Annotated in this window: 15 protein-coding genes and 1 riboswitch; of the genes, 7 read left to right on the forward strand and 8 right to left on the reverse strand. The window is 60.3% G+C overall.

The features are described 5' to 3' along the window. Positions 1-68 precede the first annotated feature (68 nt). The 3 genes from I6L44_RS07555 to sixA all read right to left on the reverse strand — a co-directional run bounded on the left by I6L44_RS07555 (position 69) and on the right by sixA (position 1958). The gene (locus I6L44_RS07555; protein ID WP_216953792.1) at positions 69-986 is read right to left on the reverse strand and encodes a DMT family transporter; all 918 of its coding nucleotides are present in this window, start codon (positions 984-986) and stop codon (positions 69-71) included. A gap of 164 nt (positions 987-1150) precedes the next feature. Further along, positions 1151-1357, reverse strand: a complete 207-nt coding sequence (locus I6L44_RS07560) for a DUF1107 domain-containing protein (RefSeq protein WP_005336998.1) — start codon at positions 1355-1357, stop codon at positions 1151-1153. 133 nt (positions 1358-1490) lie between these two features. Beyond that, entirely contained in the window at positions 1491-1958 is a 468-nt protein-coding gene (gene sixA, locus I6L44_RS07565; protein WP_021230584.1) for a phosphohistidine phosphatase SixA, read from the reverse strand. 162 nt (positions 1959-2120) lie between these two features. Here sixA and I6L44_RS07570 point away from each other — a divergent pair, with 162 nt between their 5' ends. Further along, positions 2121-4907: an insulinase family protein gene (locus I6L44_RS07570; RefSeq protein WP_216953794.1), complete on the forward strand. Its 2787-nt coding sequence runs from the start codon at positions 2121-2123 to the stop codon at positions 4905-4907. A 331-nt stretch (positions 4908-5238) separates the two neighbouring features. Here the strand turns inward: I6L44_RS07570 and I6L44_RS07575 are convergent, their stop codons facing one another. The 3 genes from I6L44_RS07575 to I6L44_RS07585 form a co-directional block, all read right to left on the reverse strand. Continuing rightward, positions 5239-5886: a thiopurine S-methyltransferase gene (locus I6L44_RS07575; protein ID WP_216953796.1), complete on the reverse strand. Its 648-nt coding sequence runs from the start codon at positions 5884-5886 to the stop codon at positions 5239-5241. Positions 5887-6177: 291 nt separating this feature from the next. Next, complete coding sequence (locus tag I6L44_RS07580; RefSeq protein WP_216953799.1) at positions 6178-7548, reverse strand: leucine-rich repeat-containing protein kinase family protein; 1371 nt, start codon at positions 7546-7548, stop codon at positions 6178-6180. A gap of 251 nt (positions 7549-7799) precedes the next feature. After that, on the reverse strand, positions 7800-8591 hold the full coding sequence (locus I6L44_RS07585; protein ID WP_040066426.1) for an alpha/beta fold hydrolase: 792 nt from the start codon (positions 8589-8591) through the stop codon (positions 7800-7802). Between the two features lie 118 nt (positions 8592-8709). On the opposite strand from I6L44_RS07585, the gene I6L44_RS07590 reads away from it, so the two are divergent. The 3 genes from I6L44_RS07590 to I6L44_RS07600 are packed head-to-tail and all read left to right on the forward strand — an operon-like array spanning position 8710 to position 9971. Next, positions 8710-9093 carry an MmcQ/YjbR family DNA-binding protein gene (locus tag I6L44_RS07590; RefSeq protein ID WP_005333730.1) on the forward strand — a complete coding sequence of 128 codons (384 nt, stop codon included), beginning with the start codon at positions 8710-8712 and terminating at the stop codon, positions 9091-9093. After that, positions 9090-9578, forward strand: a complete 489-nt coding sequence (locus I6L44_RS07595; protein WP_216953801.1) for a GNAT family N-acetyltransferase — start codon at positions 9090-9092, stop codon at positions 9576-9578. Before I6L44_RS07590 ends, I6L44_RS07595 begins: the two co-directional genes overlap by 4 nt. A 57-nt stretch (positions 9579-9635) precedes the next feature. After that, positions 9636-9971, forward strand: coding sequence for a DUF3802 family protein (locus I6L44_RS07600; protein ID WP_005333735.1), 336 nt, complete (start codon positions 9636-9638; stop codon positions 9969-9971). 261 nt (positions 9972-10232) lie between these two features. Here I6L44_RS07600 and msrA read toward each other — a convergent pair whose 3' ends face one another. Beyond that, positions 10233-10865: a peptide-methionine (S)-S-oxide reductase MsrA gene (gene msrA, locus I6L44_RS07605; RefSeq protein ID WP_216953803.1), complete on the reverse strand. Its 633-nt coding sequence runs from the start codon at positions 10863-10865 to the stop codon at positions 10233-10235. Positions 10866-11133: 268 nt separating this feature from the next. Between msrA and argA the strand changes: the two genes are divergently transcribed. Beyond that, on the forward strand, positions 11134-12462 hold the full coding sequence (gene argA / locus I6L44_RS07610; RefSeq protein WP_216953805.1) for an amino-acid N-acetyltransferase: 1329 nt from the start codon (positions 11134-11136) through the stop codon (positions 12460-12462). Positions 12463-12569: 107 nt separating this feature from the next. Then, positions 12570-12793: riboswitch (Lysine riboswitch) on the forward strand. Positions 12794-12883: 90 nt separating this feature from the next. After that, entirely contained in the window at positions 12884-14236 is a 1353-nt protein-coding gene (lysC, locus tag I6L44_RS07615) for a lysine-sensitive aspartokinase 3 (protein ID WP_216953808.1), read from the forward strand. A gap of 82 nt (positions 14237-14318) precedes the next feature. On the opposite strand, the gene I6L44_RS07620 is transcribed toward lysC, so the two are convergent. Next, positions 14319-15404: a hypothetical protein gene (locus tag I6L44_RS07620; RefSeq protein WP_216953809.1), complete on the reverse strand. Its 1086-nt coding sequence runs from the start codon at positions 15402-15404 to the stop codon at positions 14319-14321. A gap of 255 nt (positions 15405-15659) precedes the next feature. Here I6L44_RS07620 and I6L44_RS07625 point away from each other — a divergent pair, with 255 nt between their 5' ends. Further along, entirely contained in the window at positions 15660-17915 is a 2256-nt protein-coding gene (locus I6L44_RS07625; RefSeq protein ID WP_216953811.1) for an LTA synthase family protein, read from the forward strand. Positions 17916-17968: the final 53 nt, after the last annotated feature.

Below are 17968 nucleotides of genomic sequence, written 5' to 3' on the forward strand. Positions count from 1 at the left end.
CATTGCTGCAGGCGCTTTTCATTGGCGGCCAAGCGGGCCATTGGGCCCATCTACGCTTTCACGCAAGATTACTCTTCGGGACAAGGAGCCAACACCTCCCGGCGACGACCTATCACCACCGGACGCACCAGCAACTGAGCCAGCAAAACCCCCAGCAGAGTCAGACCGCCCCCGATCAGGTGATAGCTGGTCAGCCGCTCTCCCAGCAGGGTGATGGCAAGGCCAGCCGTCATCACTGGCAGCAGATTCATAAAGATGGCGGTACGATTGGCACCAAGCAGGGTGATCCCCTGCATCCAGAGCCAGGGACAGAGGGCCGACGCGGGGATCCCCGCATAGAAGATCAGCCAGATCGCACGCCCCTCTGGCAGCTGACCATCCACCAGCAGAAAGAAGGGGGTCAGGATCAGCACACTGCAGAGCACCTGACCGTAGAGCAGCGACCAGTTGTCGAGCCCCAAATCCCACTTCTTGAGCAGCACGCTATAAAGGGCATAAGTGCCCGCCGAGAGCAGCATGTAGACAGAGCCGATATGAATACCCTGGGTAAACAGTCGGGTCGGATCCCCCTGCCCCAGCAAGATAGACAAGCCAAAGATGGAGAGCAGCGCCCCCAGCACGGCGCCCCAGGTGGGCCGCTCACGCAGCAGCCAGATGCTGAGTAACACGGTCAACAGTGGCGTCAGCCCCATCATCAATCCCATCTCGGTGGCCCCCATGGTCTGTGCGGCGTAGTACCCAAAGGTCTGATTAAGCACCATGCCCAGCGAGGCCAGCATGGCGATCTGCCAAAGGCCGGCACGAATGCGGGCACGCGCACGCCATACTCGACGGGCCAGAAACGGGCTTAATACCAGCGCAGCCACCACCCAGCGCGACCAGGCCAAGGCTGCCGGGGACAACACACCAACCGCCAGTTTGCTGACGATGCCATTGCCAGCCCAGATGGCAATGCAGGAGAAGGGAAACAGAAAGGCAAAGGGCATGAGAGGATCCAGACCGAAGAGACAACAGCGGGTCAGTATAGGGGGCGATGGAAGATAAACAAAGGTGTGGGCCTGAACAGCCACATGGTGAACGCCAGTAGCTAGAAACAAATATGCCCGCAAAAGTGCGGGCATATCAGTGCAGAAACAGGTTCAGAAGCGCATCACGCGGCATCCATGTGCAGTCTGGAGATCAGCTCGTTGACCTCGGTGACTGTCTGGCGATGGGGAATATCCGCCGGATTCGGCATCAGCAACAAACCGGATTGGAAATCAAACCGCCCCCGACCATGAATGTAAATCCGACCTTTAAAGAAGGTTTTGACATGCTTTGCCACCATCAGTGGCAGGTACTTCTTGAACACTCTCATCGTTTGCAACCTCTTGCAGTTGTATCCGTATGACAGCAGCTTCTGCGAATTAATTCCGTAAAATATTTATAAAAATCCGGAAAACTCGCCCATCTCTTCCCAAAAAATTCAATCTATAACTTTTTATTAACTTTTAGCCTATTGTATGCGGCCCTTCGAGCCAGAGCAAGGCTCCTTTGCCATCGTGCCACTCGATACAGGCGATCCCCGAGGTGGCAAACATGGGTGCTCCTGCGGCCGGACAGAGGCTTTGCACCAGATAACCCACTAGCGGCAGATGGCTGACCATCAGGATCTGGTCATGTTGTTCAGCCAAAGTGGTAAGGTAGCTGGCCACGAAAGCGGGATCACCGTAAGGGGTAATGTCGCCACTCTCTTCAACGGCTGCTGCGTCAGGCAATTCACTGCATATGGCTTGCCAGGTCTGGCGTGCCCGCAGATAGTTGCTGTGGATCACCCGATCCAGCGGGCCAATCAGCTGAGGCGCCAGCCAGCGGGCCATCTGGATAGACTCTTCAATACCCTGCTCGGTCAATGGACGCTGTTCATCTGTTTTCGCATTCATGCCAGCCTGGCCATGACGCATGATATAGATCTTCATTACAACCTCGCCCAACGGGCCTGTTTTGATAGCCGGGGGATCTTACCCCGCCACGGGTGTGGAAACAATTGCGCTACCTCTCAGAAAAGGGTTTGCCTGACGGTATAGCGGGGTCGATAATCATGTTTAAATTCAAATAAATCCAACGTGAGTCACACGCCAATGAGCCCATATGCCAGTCCCAATGACCATCGGCAATACCATTTTCTGGAGCTGGCCAACCGGCTCAGGGTCTTGTTGATTTGTGATCCCGACACCGACAAATCCGCCGCCTCACTGGCGGTCAATACCGGCCATTTTGACGATCCCGCTGACCGGCAGGGAATGGCCCATTTTCTGGAGCACATGCTGTTTCTCGGCACCTGCACCTACCCCAAGCCTGGTGAGTACCAGCAATTTATGAGCCGTCATGGCGGCAGCAACAACGCCTGGACCGGCACCGAGTTCACCAACTTCTTCTTCGAGATCGACAACGGCTTCTTCGAAGCAGGGCTGGATCGCTTCTCCCAGTTCTTTATCTGCCCCACCTTTGATCCGGAGTGGGTGGAAAAGGAGCGCAACGCGGTCGACTCCGAGTATCGCCTCAAGCTGCAGGACGACATGCGCCGCAGCTATCAGGTGCATAAAGAGACGGTCAACCCGGCGCACCCCTTCTCCAAGTTCTCGGTGGGCAACCTCGATACCCTGGCCGATCTGCCGGGACGGGATCTGCGCTCCGACCTTATCCGTTTTTACGAAAGCCACTACAGTGCGGATCGCATGGCTCTGGTGATGATCTCGCCGGAATCCATCGATACCCAGTTGCAGTGGTGCTGTCGCTATTTTGCTCCCATTTTGAATCGCAATTTGGGAACCCCGACTCTCACCATGCCGCTCTATCGGCTCGATGATCTCGGCGTGCGCATCCACATCAATCCGGTCAAGGAGACCCGCAAGCTGTCGCTCTGCTTCCCCCTGCCCAATGTGGACGAGTTTTACGACAAAAAGCCCCTCACCTTCCTGAGCCATCTGATTGGTTATGAGGGAGATGGCAGCCTGCTCTCCCTGCTCAAGGCGAAAGGCTGGGTCAACCAGCTCTCGGCAGGTGGTGGCATCAGCGGCGCCAACTTCAAGGATTTTGGCGTCAACTTTGGCCTCACCCCTCTGGGCCTTGAGCATGTGGACGACATCCTCGCCGCCCTGTTTGGCTATCTGAAACTGATTGGCCGCGAAGGGCTGCAGAGCTGGCGCTACGACGAAAAACGGACCGTGCTCGAATCGGCGTTCCGCTTTCAGGAGCGCGGCCGCCCCCTCGATACGGTGTCAGGGCTGGTGCTCAACCTCTTTAGCTACAAACCAGAGGATCTGCTCTACGGCGACTACATGATGCGCGAATATGACGAGGGGCTGATCCGCCGCTTCCTCGCCAAGCTCACCCCGCACAATTTGCGTATCACCATCACTGCGCCGGAAGTGGCGACCGATCGGCTGGCCCGCTGGTATCAGACCCCCTACAGCGTGACGACCATTACCGAGGCCGAGAAAATTTGCTGGCAGCAAAGCGAGCCGGATCCGGCGCTGGCGCTACCCAAGCCCAACCCCTTTATCAGCAGTAGGCTCGATCCGCGCACGCCCGAGCTTGCCGCCGACATGCCCGCCTGCCTTATCGATCGCCCCGGTTTTCGCCTCTGGCACCTCCATGAGCACCTGTTCAGCGTGCCCAAGGGCAATCTCTACATCTCCATCGACAGCGAACATGCGGTAAAAAATCCGCGCAATATCGCCATGGCGCGCCTCGCCGTGGAGCTGTTGGCCGACCACCTCAACGCCCTCACCTATCCGGCGGAGCTGGCGGGGCTGGGCTACCAGATCTATGCCCATCAGGGGGGCTTTACCATCAACCTGAGCGGCTTTGCCGACAAGCAGCCGCTGTTGCTCGACATGATCCTCGGCAACCGCACCCTGGGGTATCCGGATCCGGGTCGCTTCGCCGAGATCAAGGAGCAGCTCATTCGCAACTGGGATAACCAGTCCAAGGCGCGCCCCATTTCCCAGCTCTTTAACCAGCTCACCAGTTTGCTGCAACCGAACAACCCGCCGTTCGAGCAGTTGCTGCGCCACCTGCGCACCGTCGAGCTGGAGGAGATGCCCGGCTTCGTGGCCCAGCTGTTTGGCGAGGTGCATGTCGAGGCGCTGGTGCATGGCGACTGGACTGCCGCCGAGGCGCTGGAGCTGGCCGCCCTGATGGAGCGCCACCTGAGCGACATCAATGGCACCAGCAGCAAGCCGAGCGGCGAGACCCGTCGTCCGCTCATCTCCATTCAAGACAGAGGCACCCTTATTCGCGAGCAGGGTTGCGATCACGAAGACTCGGCACTGCTGGTCTACTACCAGTCTCGCACCACCCGAGCGCGGGATCTCGCCTGCTTCACTTTGGCGAACCACATCATGTCCTCCACCTTCTTTCACGAGCTGCGTACCCGTCAGCAACTGGGGTATGTGGTGGGCGCCGGTAACCTGCCCCTCAATCGCCACCCGGGGCTGATCTTCTATATCCAGTCGCCGGTGGCGGGGCCGCAGATCCTGCTCGATGCGGTGGAGGAGTTTATCGACCTCTTCCCGCTCGCCATGCTCGAATTTACCGAGCAACAGTGGCAAGAGAGCAAGGCGGGGCTGCAAGCCCAGCTGAGCGAGCGGGATGCCAACCTGCGCAGTCGCGGCCAGCGGTTGTGGGTCAGCATCGGCAACAAGGATCTGGGGTTTGATCAGCGGGAACGGGTCTGCGACGAGGTGGGCAAGTTGAGCCGCGCCGATCTGGTGCGCTTTATCACCCAACTGCGTTCGCGCACCTCCGATCGGCTGATCCTCTGCAGCTATGGTCAGGGGCACGAACATGACGAGCGGATCACCGGCCAGTTTATCGACGACCCGCGGGCATTTCGGCTCAATGCCGCCACCTTCGAAGCCTGATCAGGCCTCGACATCCCCCGTTTTTCCTTCCCACGGCAAATCGCAGGCAATAAAAAGCCGACCCATCAGGGTCGGCTGGAAAAACCATAACAATTGCGACCAAAGCCGCCAAAAGTGAACATGAGCGTGAAAATCAGACACTGAGTTGCTGATCAGCAAGCGGGAAAGACCCGATACTCGCTTTGCAATGCCAACAGTGATTGAGAAACAGCCTCATATTAGGCACTCCCCCCGCCAATCACGTTGATCTACGTCAAAGGAGGTAGCGAAGAGCGCGTAGCCTGATGATTTGTCGGCGCAGATCACTCTTTGGCCGCCCGTTAGCTGCCCGTTAACCCCGGCGAACCAGCCGGTAGGCCACCTCATCGAAGTAGGAGAGCTGGCCCGACAACACCCGCGGGTGATCCACCTCGGCGGCGCGCCCCAGCACCTCGATACGAAAATCGCGCTCAAACAGGGCCCGTACCTCCATCTCTCCCACCGAGAAGGGGGGCTGACTCTGCTGCTCCGGCTGATATTCGAGGGTTACCAGCAGGATCTGGCCACCGGTCTCGACCAGCGAACTGATCAGGGCAGCATACTGGCGGCGCATCGCGGTCGGCAGGGCGATCAGCGCCGCGCGGTCATAGACCAGCCGGTAACGGCGACCCAGACTGGGGGCAGCGAAAAAATCCCCCTGAAAAATGCGCAGGCTGTCCACTTGATGGCACTGATAAGGGCCCACTTCGCTGACGGTATCGGCGAGCTGGTTTTCACTGAAGAACTGGCTGACGGCAAGGCTCGATAGCTCGAAACCGTCGACCGGATGGCCCTGAGCGCTCAGCCAGAGCATGTCGCGGGACTTGCCGCACAGGGGAACCAGCACCGGCTCGTCCGCTTGCTGGGCCGACCACCAGGATTGCAGCCAGTGGTTGAAGTCCGCCTGATGAAAGCCAATCCGGTTCTCTTCCCAACGTTGATGCCAAAACGCAGCTTCCATCGTTATTACCCTTCTGTACTAAAGATGCCTCAATATCACAACTTAACCGGCACCGCGCAACCCTCTGCCCTCCCCTTTTTGCCGCGCAGCCTCTGCGTGTTATCGGGCGAATGACGGGACGTCCCCATGCCCTGCGCCTCGCTGTCGCAATGGGCGCTATTGGCTGCGTTTATGACGGACAAGACATACCAACCCATGCAAAAACGTCATGGGTGTATGGCGATGAAGGAATGAAAGGAATGAAAGGAATGACGTTGGCAGGCCAAAACGTGCCCGCCAACGCCAGAAAGATCACGACAGCGTGGCGCGAGCGGCCGCCAGCTGGCGCTCGATATAAGCAAAATCGGGACGATCGGCGGGGAGTTCCGAGAGGCAGGCCGCTTTGAGCTGATGCAACCCATCAAGCGGTGAGTCTTGCGTATCGCAATGGGCCAACAACTCTTCAAGCAGGCAACCAAAGGCACGCACTTCCAAACGCTCAAGGCCTACGGCCCGCTCGCGGTCGCTGCGCTCATATAAGGAAGCCGCACCAAAATCCCCCAGCAGAGCGCGAGCCGGGGCGTCAAACCCACGGGCAAACAGAATATTGTGGCCGTAGAGGTCCCCGTGCATGATGCCCGCGCGGTGCAGATGGCCCGCTACCGAGGCAATGCCGTGGGCCATCGCCAGCGCATCCGGCACACTCAGATGCAGCTCCTCTGGATAGACATCCCGGGTGCAGGAGTCTAGGCTCGGCGGCCCGGCCAGATTGGCAAAGGCCGGGTCGATCAGCTCCATCACCAGCGCCGGAATGCCGGAGGGGTGATCCGCCACCTTGCCTATCACCTTGATAAGTTTGGGATGAGTGCCCGCCGCCAGCGACGCCGCCATCTCGCAGCGGGGCAGCCCGTCACTGGTCACCGCCCCCTTGAACAGCTTGACCGCCACCTGACTATCATCGCCTCTATCGCTCGCCTGAGTCACTTCATCAGCAGTATTACCCACAAGGGTGGCGCGATGGATAACGCCAGATGCTCCCTGCCCCAGCAACTCGCCCAGCGCCAGCGTCTCCCAGGCAATGGGCGCGACATGGGCATCATCGATGGCCCGCGCCTCCTCCCCTTCGCTAAAGGGGTTGCCTGAGTAGGCAAGCCAGGAAAGGCGCGGCAGCGAGAGCAGCCACTCGGGGAAGCGTTCGATGCGGTTGGCGGCGATGCGCAGCAGCTCCAGCTTGCGGCAGTTGGCAAGGCTGGCCGGCAGCTCGCGCAGGCGGTTGCCCGCCAGCATCAGCTTTTGCAGGGCGTCGCACTGGCCCAGCTCATCAGGCAACTGTTCCACTGCGTTGTCGGTCAGGATCAGCCAGCGCAAACCGGCGGGCAGCGCCTTGGCCGAGACGGTAGCAATCCGGTTGGCCTTAAAGCCCAGCATGGTGAGCGTCGGGCAACGCCCCAGCACCTCGGGCAGCTCGGTAAAGCGGTTCTCGGAGCAGAAGATAATGCGCAGTTTGCCAAACTCGGCCAGCTCGTCGGGGAGCGTGCTTAGCTGGTTGCCGGTCAAATCCAGCACCTCCAGCGTCTCTTTCAGGCTCAAAATCTCGGTGGGGAACTCCGTCAGGTTTTCACAAAGCTTCAGATGGCGGGCACCGCACAGTTCACCCGCACGCAGCTGTTCCAGAGTATGCATAACCGTTTCTCAATCCTGATAATCTGCCTGATGACGTAGCCAGCCATCAGCGCGCGCCGAACCGGGGTCCGGCGGTTTTAAAGGGGGGCATTATAAAGAATCAGGGGGGCAGATCACCCCTTGTAGCTTGAAAGTATGCGGCTTATACGATCGCCAAGACAGCGGCATCTATTGCACGTTGGCAGCGCTTTGCTCGCGGCCAGCTTGCAATGCCGCTGTAGCATGACCTGAATGCACAGCGTAATGAATCCTTATTTCCGTCCGCTCCCCAGCGATTGAATAAATGCCAGCGTACGACGATTAAACTGCTCCGGCTGCTCCACATTGCAGACATGACCGCACTGCTCGATTACCGCCAGCGAGGAGCTGGCATCGCGGGCCACCTGCTCGCGCACCGGTGCCAGAAACATATGATCCTCCTCCCCCATCACATAGAGGGTGGGAATGGGCAGGGAGCGTTCGCGGAAGTAACGCATCAGTGGGTTGACCTCAGTGGCGAGGCGGAACCAGCGTTTGAACTCTTTCTGGCAGAGCTTGCGGGCCTCGCGCACAAAGAGGTTGCGCGACTCCTGATGGTGCTGGCGCGGCATGATGATGAAGGCAAACAGCCGGTAGAGCCACATATAGGGCAGGAAGTGCTGGCCGAGTCGGCCCAGCTGCACCAGCACCCGCGAGCGGATATCGAGCCGCAGGATGGCGCCCCCCAGAACCATGCTTTTGACCCGCTCCGGGCAGAGCTCGGCCAGATGGCGAATAAGGATGGTGCCAAGGGAGATGCCGACAAAGTGGGCGCGGCGGATATCGAGATGATCGAGCAGCCGAACGATATCTTCGGTCACTTCCCGAAAGCTGTAGTGACCCTTGACCACCTGTTGCAGCTGGTGGGACTGGCCGTGGCCGCGCAAGTCCAGCAGCAGCACGTTGAAGTGCTCGCGATAGGCGCGCAGCTGTTTGAACCAGATGGAGGAGCTGCCACCGGCGCCGTGGACAAACACCACCCAATCCCGCTCGGGACCCAGTTCGAAAGTCTTGTGATACAACATCCAATAGGCTCCCTTGGTGATGGGGGGTATACTCGGCTGCGCGCATATTAACAGAACAGGCCCGCCGATAGATATGCGCCTGACATGACCCGGATCACCCCTTGCGCGAGAACTTTCCATGGATTTGACCCGTTTGCGCCACTTTCTGCTGACCCTGCCGGGCGCCACCGAAGATACCCCGTTTGGCCCGGAGATCCTGGTCTACCGCATCGCGGGCAAGATGTTCGCGCTGGTGGATTGGCAGGCCGAGCCGCTTACCATCAACCTAAAATGCGAGCCCGAGCTGGCGTTGCTGCTGCGCGAGATCCACCCCGAGGTCAAACCGGGTTGGCATATGAACAAGCAACACTGGAACACAGTGACCCTGAACAGCACCTTGCCAGATGATCTGTGGCAGGGCTGGGTGCACCACTCCTATGAGCGGGTTGTCGCGGGTCTGCCCAAAGCCAAACGGCCACAGGCGCCGCGTCCCCTCTCCCCCACTGACGACCCAACCTTATGACCCCAGCACTTAGTCCAGCACTTTGCATTGTCCCCCTTGGTGAGGCACATATCCCCGCCCTCGTGAGCCTGTTTGAGCAGGCGGTGCGACGCTGCGGCCCCGAGCACTACAGCGCCGAACAGGTGGAGCAGTGGGCCCTCGGTTCACAACATCCGGGCTTTGTCAGCCAGCTGCGCGAGCACCACGGCTGGGTGGCGGAGCTGGCAAATGTGCCCCTCGGTTTTGTCACCCTGAGCCCCGATGGCCATCTCAGTCTGCTCTATGTAAGCGCCGACCATCAGCGCCAGGGACTGGGCAATCTGCTGCTCACCACGGCGCTCGCGGGGGCCAGAGGGCTCGGTATGACCCTCATCACCACCGAGGCCAGCGCCTTCAGTTATGAGCTATTTTTACGACATGGCTTTACGTTGACCGGGCTGGAGTCCGTGGAGCGGGGCGGAGTCAGTTTTACTCGCCATCGCATGCACTGCTGCTTGCCAAGCTAGGGCAAGCCACTAAAATACGCTTAATTTTCGTATTGTTACTGTATTGAGGCAGCAACCATGGTGGTAGAAAGTGAAGGCTATATCTCGCTGATCGAGTATCTGGTGGAGAGTTTGGGATTGTTTGAATCCCAACAGCAGAACGATGGTGAAGAGACCATCGAAGATCTGGTCAGTGGCCGTGTTGCCAGCAACCTGATGGCCATTTGCGAGCAAAACCCCCAGCTAGATCCCAAGGTGCGTTTTGCCATCATGCAGGAGGCCGACGCCGTGGTCGCCGACCTGGAAGAGGTGCTCTCCGCCGTCTGGCTGCGCGCCCCGACCCCGGAACAGAAAACCTTCCTCATCGAGTTTATCGATCTCATCAAGAACCTGTTCGACAGCGCCATCGGCTGATCTGCCGTCCGGCTCTCCCGCCCAACGCAAGATTTCAAAGCAGCAGATAAGGAAAAGGGCCGCCTTGGTGGGCAGCCCTGCTTGCTATCATTTTCAACCCGCCAGTGCGTTCATTCATCAGGCGGTTATCAAGGCAAGAAATGTGTCTGGACTTTGCATCCGATCCCTGGACGCTACCTAGTTAGTCCCGACTGGTCGCAATAAGTTCCCTCCTCCGACCATTTATTTTCACTTTTATTAAGAAATCGACTACAAACCTGTTCAGCGGTTCAGGCTGGGCGGCAAACAGACTCCAATGCCACCCAGTCCGCAGTAGCCATCCGGATTTTTCTCCAGATATTGCTGATGGTAATCCTCGGCGTAGTAGAAGGGCGCCAGCGGCAAAATGCGGGTAGTAATGACACGGCTGTCGCCGCTTGCCGCCATCGCCTGCTGGTAGGCCGCCATGCTCTGCTGGGCAATGATCTGCTGGCTCTCGTCGCCATAGAAGATCACCGAGCGATACTGGGTGCCAATGTCCCCCCCCTGACGCATCCCCTGCGCCGGATCGTGCTGCTCCCAGAATAGTCTGAGCAGATCGCCATAGCTGATCACCGCCGGATCAAACACCACCTGCACCGTCTCGGCATGGCCGGTCAGCCCGCTGCACACCTCTTTGTAGGTGGGATTCTGGGTCACGCCGCCCTGATAACCTGCCGCGGTGGAGTAGACGCCCGGCTGCTGCCAGAACAGGCGCTCGACGCCCCAGAAGCAACCCATGCCAAACCAGGCGATCTCCATGTTCTCGGGCCAGGGCCCCTTGGTCGGGTTGCCATTCACCGCATGCTGCTGACCAATCACCATCGCTTCGCGTCGTCCCGGCAGGGCATCTGCCGGTGAAATAATCTGTTCCATGAATTCTGTCCTTGTATAAAACCCTGTGAAATCACACAGCTGACGAAAAGGAGCATCGAAGATAGCAGTTTATCGCGCCGGATCAACCGGCGGGCCCCTCCCCGCTCGCCCCGGCGGCCATCTGCACCGTCCGTCACCCTTTCCCGATCCGCACTGCCAAGCCGCCCCTCGTAGACCAGAAACAGCCAAAATCAATATTTAGTCTTGATTTGTGAATTAATTTTCATATATTGAGCAAATTGCTGTTTTTTTATGGAAGAAATATCAAGTGCGTGAACGCGAACCCAGTCTGGTCAATGCCTTCCGGCAATCCACCCCCTATGTCAATGTGCATCGGGGTGCCACCTTTGTGCTGATGATGGGGGGAGAAGCCATCTGCCACCCCAACTTCGCCAATATCGTCAGCGATATCGCCCTGCTGCAGACACTGGGCATACGCCTGGTACTGGTGTTTGGTTCACGTCCGCAAAACGATGAAGCGCTGGCCCGCGCCGGTATCGAGGCCCAGTATCACAAGCGGATCCGGGTCACCGATGACGAGAGTTTCACCATCATCAAACAAGTGTGTGGCGGCCTGCAATACGACATCACCGCCCAGCTCTCCATGGGGCTCGCCAACACCCCCATGCAGGGGGCGCGGATCAGCGTGGTGAGCGGCAACTTCGTCACCGCCCAGCCGCTGGGGGTGGATGATGGCATCGACTTTTGCCATAGCGGCCGGGTGCGCCGCATCGACGTGGAGGGGATCACCCGCCAGCTCGATCAGAAGAGTCTGGTGCTCATCTCCCCCATCGGCTGCTCGGTCACCGGCGAGAGCTTTAACCTGAGCTCCGAAGAGGTGGCCCGCCGGGTGGCGGTCGACCTCAAGGCGGACAAGCTCATCTGCTTTAGCAGCACCCAGGGGGTAATGGACAGGCGCGGCGAAGCCATCTCAGAGCTCTTCCCCGAGCAGGCCGAAGAGCTGCTGATTGAGCTGGAGCAGGCGGGAGAAGAGATGTCCGGCACCGCCCGCTATCTGCGCGCAGCGATCGCCTCCTGCCGTGGCGGCGTGCCCCGCTCCCATCTGGTGAGCTATCAGGATGATGGCGCCATGCTGCAGGAGCTGTTCAGCCGCGACGGCCTCGGCACCCAGATAGTGCGGGAAAGTGCCGAGCAGGCCCGCGCCGCCACCATCGAAGATATCGGTGGCATTCTGGATCTTATTCGCCCGCTGGAGGAGGAAGGGATTCTGGTACGCCGCTCGCGCGAGCAGCTGGAGATGGAGATCGACAAGTTCACCATCATAGAACGCGATGGCCTGATCATCGGCTGCGCGGCCCTCTACTGCTTTATGGAAGAGGCGATGGCGGAGATGGCCTGCGTCGCCATCCACCCCGACTATCGCAACTCCAACCGGGGGGATCAGCTGGTGGCCAAGGTGGCCGAGCGGGCCAAGCGGCTCGGCATTCGCCGCCTGTTCGTGCTCACCACCCGCTCCATCCACTGGTTCCGGGAGCGGGGCTTCGATCCGCTGGAAGTGGAAGATCTGCCAGTGGCGCGCCAGCGTCTCTACAACTGGCAGCGCCGTTCCAAGGTTTTGTCAAAGACCATTGCCTAAGTCATTGATCCTGCGTTGAGTTAGCCGACAATTTGAACTTTTTCACAAACTCGATTGACAGTGCAATCCAACGCAGGGTATTTCTAAATGCACTCCACCGCCCTGGTGGAGCCAGAAGAGGAGCGCTGCCCAGGCAGCCCAAGGGAGGACGCCAGCGTCCGGTGAACTTGGGTCAGGGGGAGCAGCGCCGAGACGAGTGAGGAGACTGGTAACCTCAACGTCGGCTGCGGGGGCTGAATCCCCCGGGTTGTCATCGGTAGTGATCATCCCCCACCGCGCCCTGTCAGGGGCGGTACGGGATGGGCTCTGCAGGTGGAGTGCTTCTGGCCGGGATAGTTTCGTTCATTCCTGCCATTTTCAGCCTCCTCCTCTCTTTTTTGCCCGATGGAACCGGAATCTTAAAATAAGACAGGAGTAAGCAATGAGCCCGATCAATGTCGCCAAGTTTGGCGGAACCAGTGTCGCCAACTTCCCGGCCATGAATCACTGCGCCGATATCGTGCTGGCCAATCCCGCCACCCGGGTGGTGGTACTGAGCGCCAGCGCCGGTGTCACCAACCTGCTGGTCGCCCTGGCACAAGGGGAGCTGGACGAAGCGGGCCGCGACGAGCAGCTGGCCAAACTGGCCGGGATCCAGCAGGCCATTCTGGCAGATCTCGGCAACCCCGTTGATGTGAGCGCCCTCATTCATGGCCAGCTGGACGAAATTCGCCTCATGGCCCAGCAAGCTCACCAGCATACCGATGCGGAGCTGGCCGATCGCCTCATTGCCTGCGGCGAGCTGATGTCTACCCGCCTCTTTACCGAGCTGCTGCGCCAGCGCGGCGTCAAGGCCCACTGGCAGGATGTGCGCCAGCTGATGCGCACCGACAGCCGCTTTGGCAAGGCCACCGTCGATCTGGCCACCACCCGTACCCTCTGCCAGCAGACGCTGGGCCCGCAGCTTGGCGACAGCCTCATCATCACCCAGGGCTTTATCGGTGCCGATGGCGATGGCCGCACCACCACGCTGGGGCGCGGCGGCTCTGACTACAGTGCGGCCCTGCTCGCCGAAGCGCTCGATGCCGCCAGTATCGAGATTTGGACCGATGTGCCCGGCATCTACACCACGGATCCGCGCCTCGTCACCCGCGCCCGCCCCATTCCTGAAATCAGCTTTGTCGAAGCAGCCGAGATGGCCACTTTCGGCGCCAAGGTGCTGCACCCCGCCACCCTGCAACCGGCGGTGCGCCAGAACATTCCGGTGTTTGTCGGCTCCGCCAAGGATCCTGCCGCCGGTGGTACCTGGATCCGCGCCAGCACAGATTCAAGCCCGCTGTTTCGCGCCATCGCCCTGCGCCGCCAGCAGGTGCTGGTGACCCTGCACAGCCTCAACATGTTCCACGCCTACGGCTTTCTGGCCGAAGTGTTCGGCATTCTGGCCCGTCACCGCATCTCGGTCGATCTCATCACCACATCGGAGGTGAGCGTGTCACTGACGCTGGATCACACCGGCAGCCAGAGTAACGGCGAACCGATCCTGAGCGACAAGGTACTGGCCGAGCTGGGCCAGCTCTGCAAGGTGGAGGTGGAAACCGGTCTGGCACTGGTGGCGCTCATCGGCAACCGGATGAGCGAAGTGAACGGGGTGGGCAGTCAGGTCTTTGACGCCCTGCGCGAGCACAACATCCGGATGATCTGCTACGGCGCCAGCGCCCACAACCTCTGCTTCCTGGTCAAGGAGAGCGAGGCGGGCAATATCGTCAACCGCCTCCATCAGGAGTTGCTGGACTGACCCTCACCGCGAGGCGAACCAGACCATGCAACAGGGCGCCCGCAAGGCGCCCTGTTCATTTGTACTCCGCAAAGGTATTGGCTCAGGCAAGGCTGGTGGCAGGCAACTGGCAGGCCACTGCTTCCCGGCGCAGCTGCTGCAAGCAGGCCAGCAGCCCGGTCTGGCCCAGCTCCGTCTCCTGGGGCGAGAGATTGTCCACCAGCAGCGGATAGTGTTCCGTCACTGCCTGCATCAACCAGTCGAGGCGACGCAGGGTGAGCGGGCCGCAGCTCTGGCCGCTCAGATCATCGGCCACATCGAGCCGGTGGCTGCGATACATGTCCCGCCACCAGTTGGCGACCAGCGCCTCGTCGCTCGCCAGCGCGGCGCTCCACTCCCCCTGCAGGGCGTGCAGGCGGGCCAGCACGGGCGCGCTGGCCCCTTCGCGGATCAGGTGGTGGATCTCCCGTTTGACCCATTTCAGACAAAGCTCGCGCCAGTAGCGAAATTGCGGCAGAGGATCGGCCTCATCGAGCCAGAGTCCGGAGAGGGTGCGGGTCTCCAACCGCTCCGGTACATGGAACTGCGGATCGACCAGACCGTTGGAGTTGTATTCAAAGCGGGGATCGAAGGTCCACATATAGCCAAAGTCGAACACGCAGATCTGCTCGCCGTCATCGAGCAAGTTGCCCGGACTCGGGTCCCAGTCAAACCAGCCCCAGCGGGCCAGCTCACCCTGCACCTCCAGCATCTGGGCCAGATTGCGCTCGTTGAGCTGATGGACCGGCACACCCCGCAACCAGGGGGAGACCAGTACCCCGGCCCGCGCCGAGCCGAAGCTGGTGCAAACCACGTGGGAGAGGACAGTAGGATGCAGCTCGCGCAGCGCCTCGATTTCACGCCGCCGCTCCAGCTCGGTCAGAAAGGCGGTCTTGCCATCGAGGTTGGCCACCAGTGAATCCTGACGGCGCCGCTTGAGGCACCAGTGATGCCCCTCCACCTTGAGGTGAAACACCTCGGCGGTGAGACCGTGGCGATAGACCTTGACCACTGCGGGATGAGTATCCTTCAGCTTGACCAGTTGGGCCAGCGGCAGCGGGCAGTCGCGCTCGCGTCCGATCCGGATCTCTTCCTTGCTCTCCAGCATGCGCAGCAATCTGGCCTGACGTGCCATCACTTTGGGATTCATACATGTACCTCCAGTCGCTATCGAGAGACTAAACAGCAGCTCCCTCCCAAGCCAGTGGCAAAACCCCATGATGACGCTTTCATCACATATTCCGAACAACCCCTCGATCGGGATCACAATTTGCAAGGTTGAGCTGTAACCAAATATTCATTAAGTGGTCATTAAATTGACAAGCTGAAACAAGGCCCGCACCATCGGGTCAAACTCTATACGGATGAACGATCTCTCCCTTACTCGCTCAAAGGATGAGCTTATATGAATCGCCCCTCCTCAGGCCGCCCCCGTGCCCTGAGTCTGCCCTCTGGGCTACTGGCCCTGCTGGGCGGATTGCTGCTGCTGACTCTGTTATTACCGCTGATCAATCCCGGCAGCTGGCTGGGCCGTGCCCAACCGCTGGTGCTGGGCCCCGCCGACAATCCGCTGGCCACCCTCACCCGCCACGCCCTGCTCTATAAAAGCGACAGCCGCGGCCTCTATCTGGTGGTGCGCAGCCAGTGGCTGTTGCGGGGGCCGCTGCAAGCGGGGGACAAGGTGCGAGTGGAGCTGCTCAACGACAAGGGGGAGCGGATCGACCAGCTCAGTCAATCGGTGGATAAGCGTCAGGTGTGCCGCAATAACCGCTGCTCGCTGGATCTCAACAGCACCTTGCGCGCACCGGACGATGCACTGGCCAGCCGTTATCAGCTGCGCATCGGTCTGCTGCTCAAGGATCGCCCCGAGAGCGGTGATTTCAGCCAGATCCTGCAAACCCTGCCGGAGCAGGGCTTCAACCTCACTTATCTGGTGGTGAGCCTGACCCTGGTGCTGGCCCTGAGCGCCGCCGTGCTCAAGACGGTGCTGCCAAAGCTGCGCCGCAGCCTGCGCTGGCGGATCATCGGCAGCCTGCTGCTCGGCAACCTCACCTTCGTGCTGCTGCACGGCTTCGTGGTGTTCAAGCTGGGGGAGTTTCTGCTCTGGTCAGGCTTTCGCCCAGAGCACTACTATCTCGCCTGGGGCAGCATGGTGCTGGGCTGGAGCCTCTGCGCGCTGGCAGGCTTCAACCTCTATATGGGGCTGGTCTTTACCGCGCTTTCCGGTATAGGCCTGCTCGCCAACTTTATGAAGATCGCCATCTACGGCGTGCCGCTCGGCGGGGACGATTTTGGCAACCTGCTCGCGCTGCTGCGGATCCTGCTCGACCAGCACCCCATCCTGCCCATCTTCACCGTGTTGCTGGCACTGTTTCTCTGCTGGCGCTTTGCCCTGTCACGCTGGGTGTTGCGCACAGCCGCGGCCACCGTCGCCTTCTTTGCCCTGTGCGTCTTTGCCACCCAGACCGGCAACAAGCTGCTGGGAGCCAACATTCGCTACGTGGATCGCGCGGTCAACTACCACAGGGACATCATCCGCTCCGGCCCCGGCCTCTATCTGTTCAATCTGGTGGACGAGATGCTGCAAAGCGGCAGCGTGTTTCGCTACCCCTTGCAGATCAACGAGCTGACCCCGCAGCTGAGCTATCCGCCCCAGGGCATAGCGCCGCGCTGGGATCTGGTGATCGTGCTGCAATATGAGTCGCTCTGGCTCGACTGGAAGGGGCGGATCTGCGCCCCGGCTCCCACCCTCGCCCTGCCCGCCAGCGTGCAGCAGTGGCAAAAAACCATCCACTCCCCCACCACCGGCGGCATGACGGTGCTGGCGGAGTTCGAGATGAACACCGGCCTGCCGGTGGGCTTGCTCAAGCAGGGGGTGGTGCCCTACTACTACCTCTCGCAGCAGGTGCCGGGGCTGGCCCAGAGCGCCAGACAGAACGGCTACCAGACCCTGTTCGCCCACCCCTATGTGGAGAAGTTCTGGGGCCGCGCCAAGGCAATCCCGGCGCTCGGCTATGAGGAGCGCTGGTTCGACACCCGCTTCACCACCCTTGAGCACAAGGGGCTTTATATCTCCGATGATGCGCTGATCGACCACCTGCTCAAGCGCAGCGAACAGGATGACAAACCGCTGTTTGCCTACGCGGTCACCATGCAGGGGCACGGCCCCTTCGATGGCCCCCGCTATCAGGGGCAGGAGCGCCGCGGCGCCTGCCCGAACCAGAGCGAGAGCGACACCCAGTTGCTCAACACCTACTACACCGGGGTGGTGGATGCCATGGCCTCGCTTGAGCGTCTGCTCAAGACCCTCGACCAGTCGGGCAAGCGCTATCTAGTGGTGGCCTTTGGCGATCACCAGCCGTTTTTGATGTCCGCCGGCAAGGGGATTCACGGCGACAAACCGGCGCGCGATGCCACCTACCAGATCCCCATGATGGCCTTTGCCCGCAGCGATGATCCTCTTATCCTCGGGGAACAATTTGCTCCGGTGCGCCAGCTCTACCAGATGGGTCAGGCCACCCGCCAGCTGCTGGCGGGGGATATCACCCCCATCGAGGACAAGCCTCTGCTCCACCCGGTGCTGGGAGAAGAGAAGGGGTTCGACCCCTCGAGCCTGGTTCCGCAGATCCGCGCCAGCTTCCGGCCCGATGCCCTGCCCTGAGCCTTAACCCTGCAACACGAATAGATGAGGCCGCAATAGCGGCCTCTGGTTAT

This window comes from Aeromonas sp. FDAARGOS 1414, from assembly GCF_019047065.1.
Taxonomy (GTDB): Bacteria; Pseudomonadota; Gammaproteobacteria; order Enterobacterales; family Aeromonadaceae; genus Aeromonas; species Aeromonas veronii_A.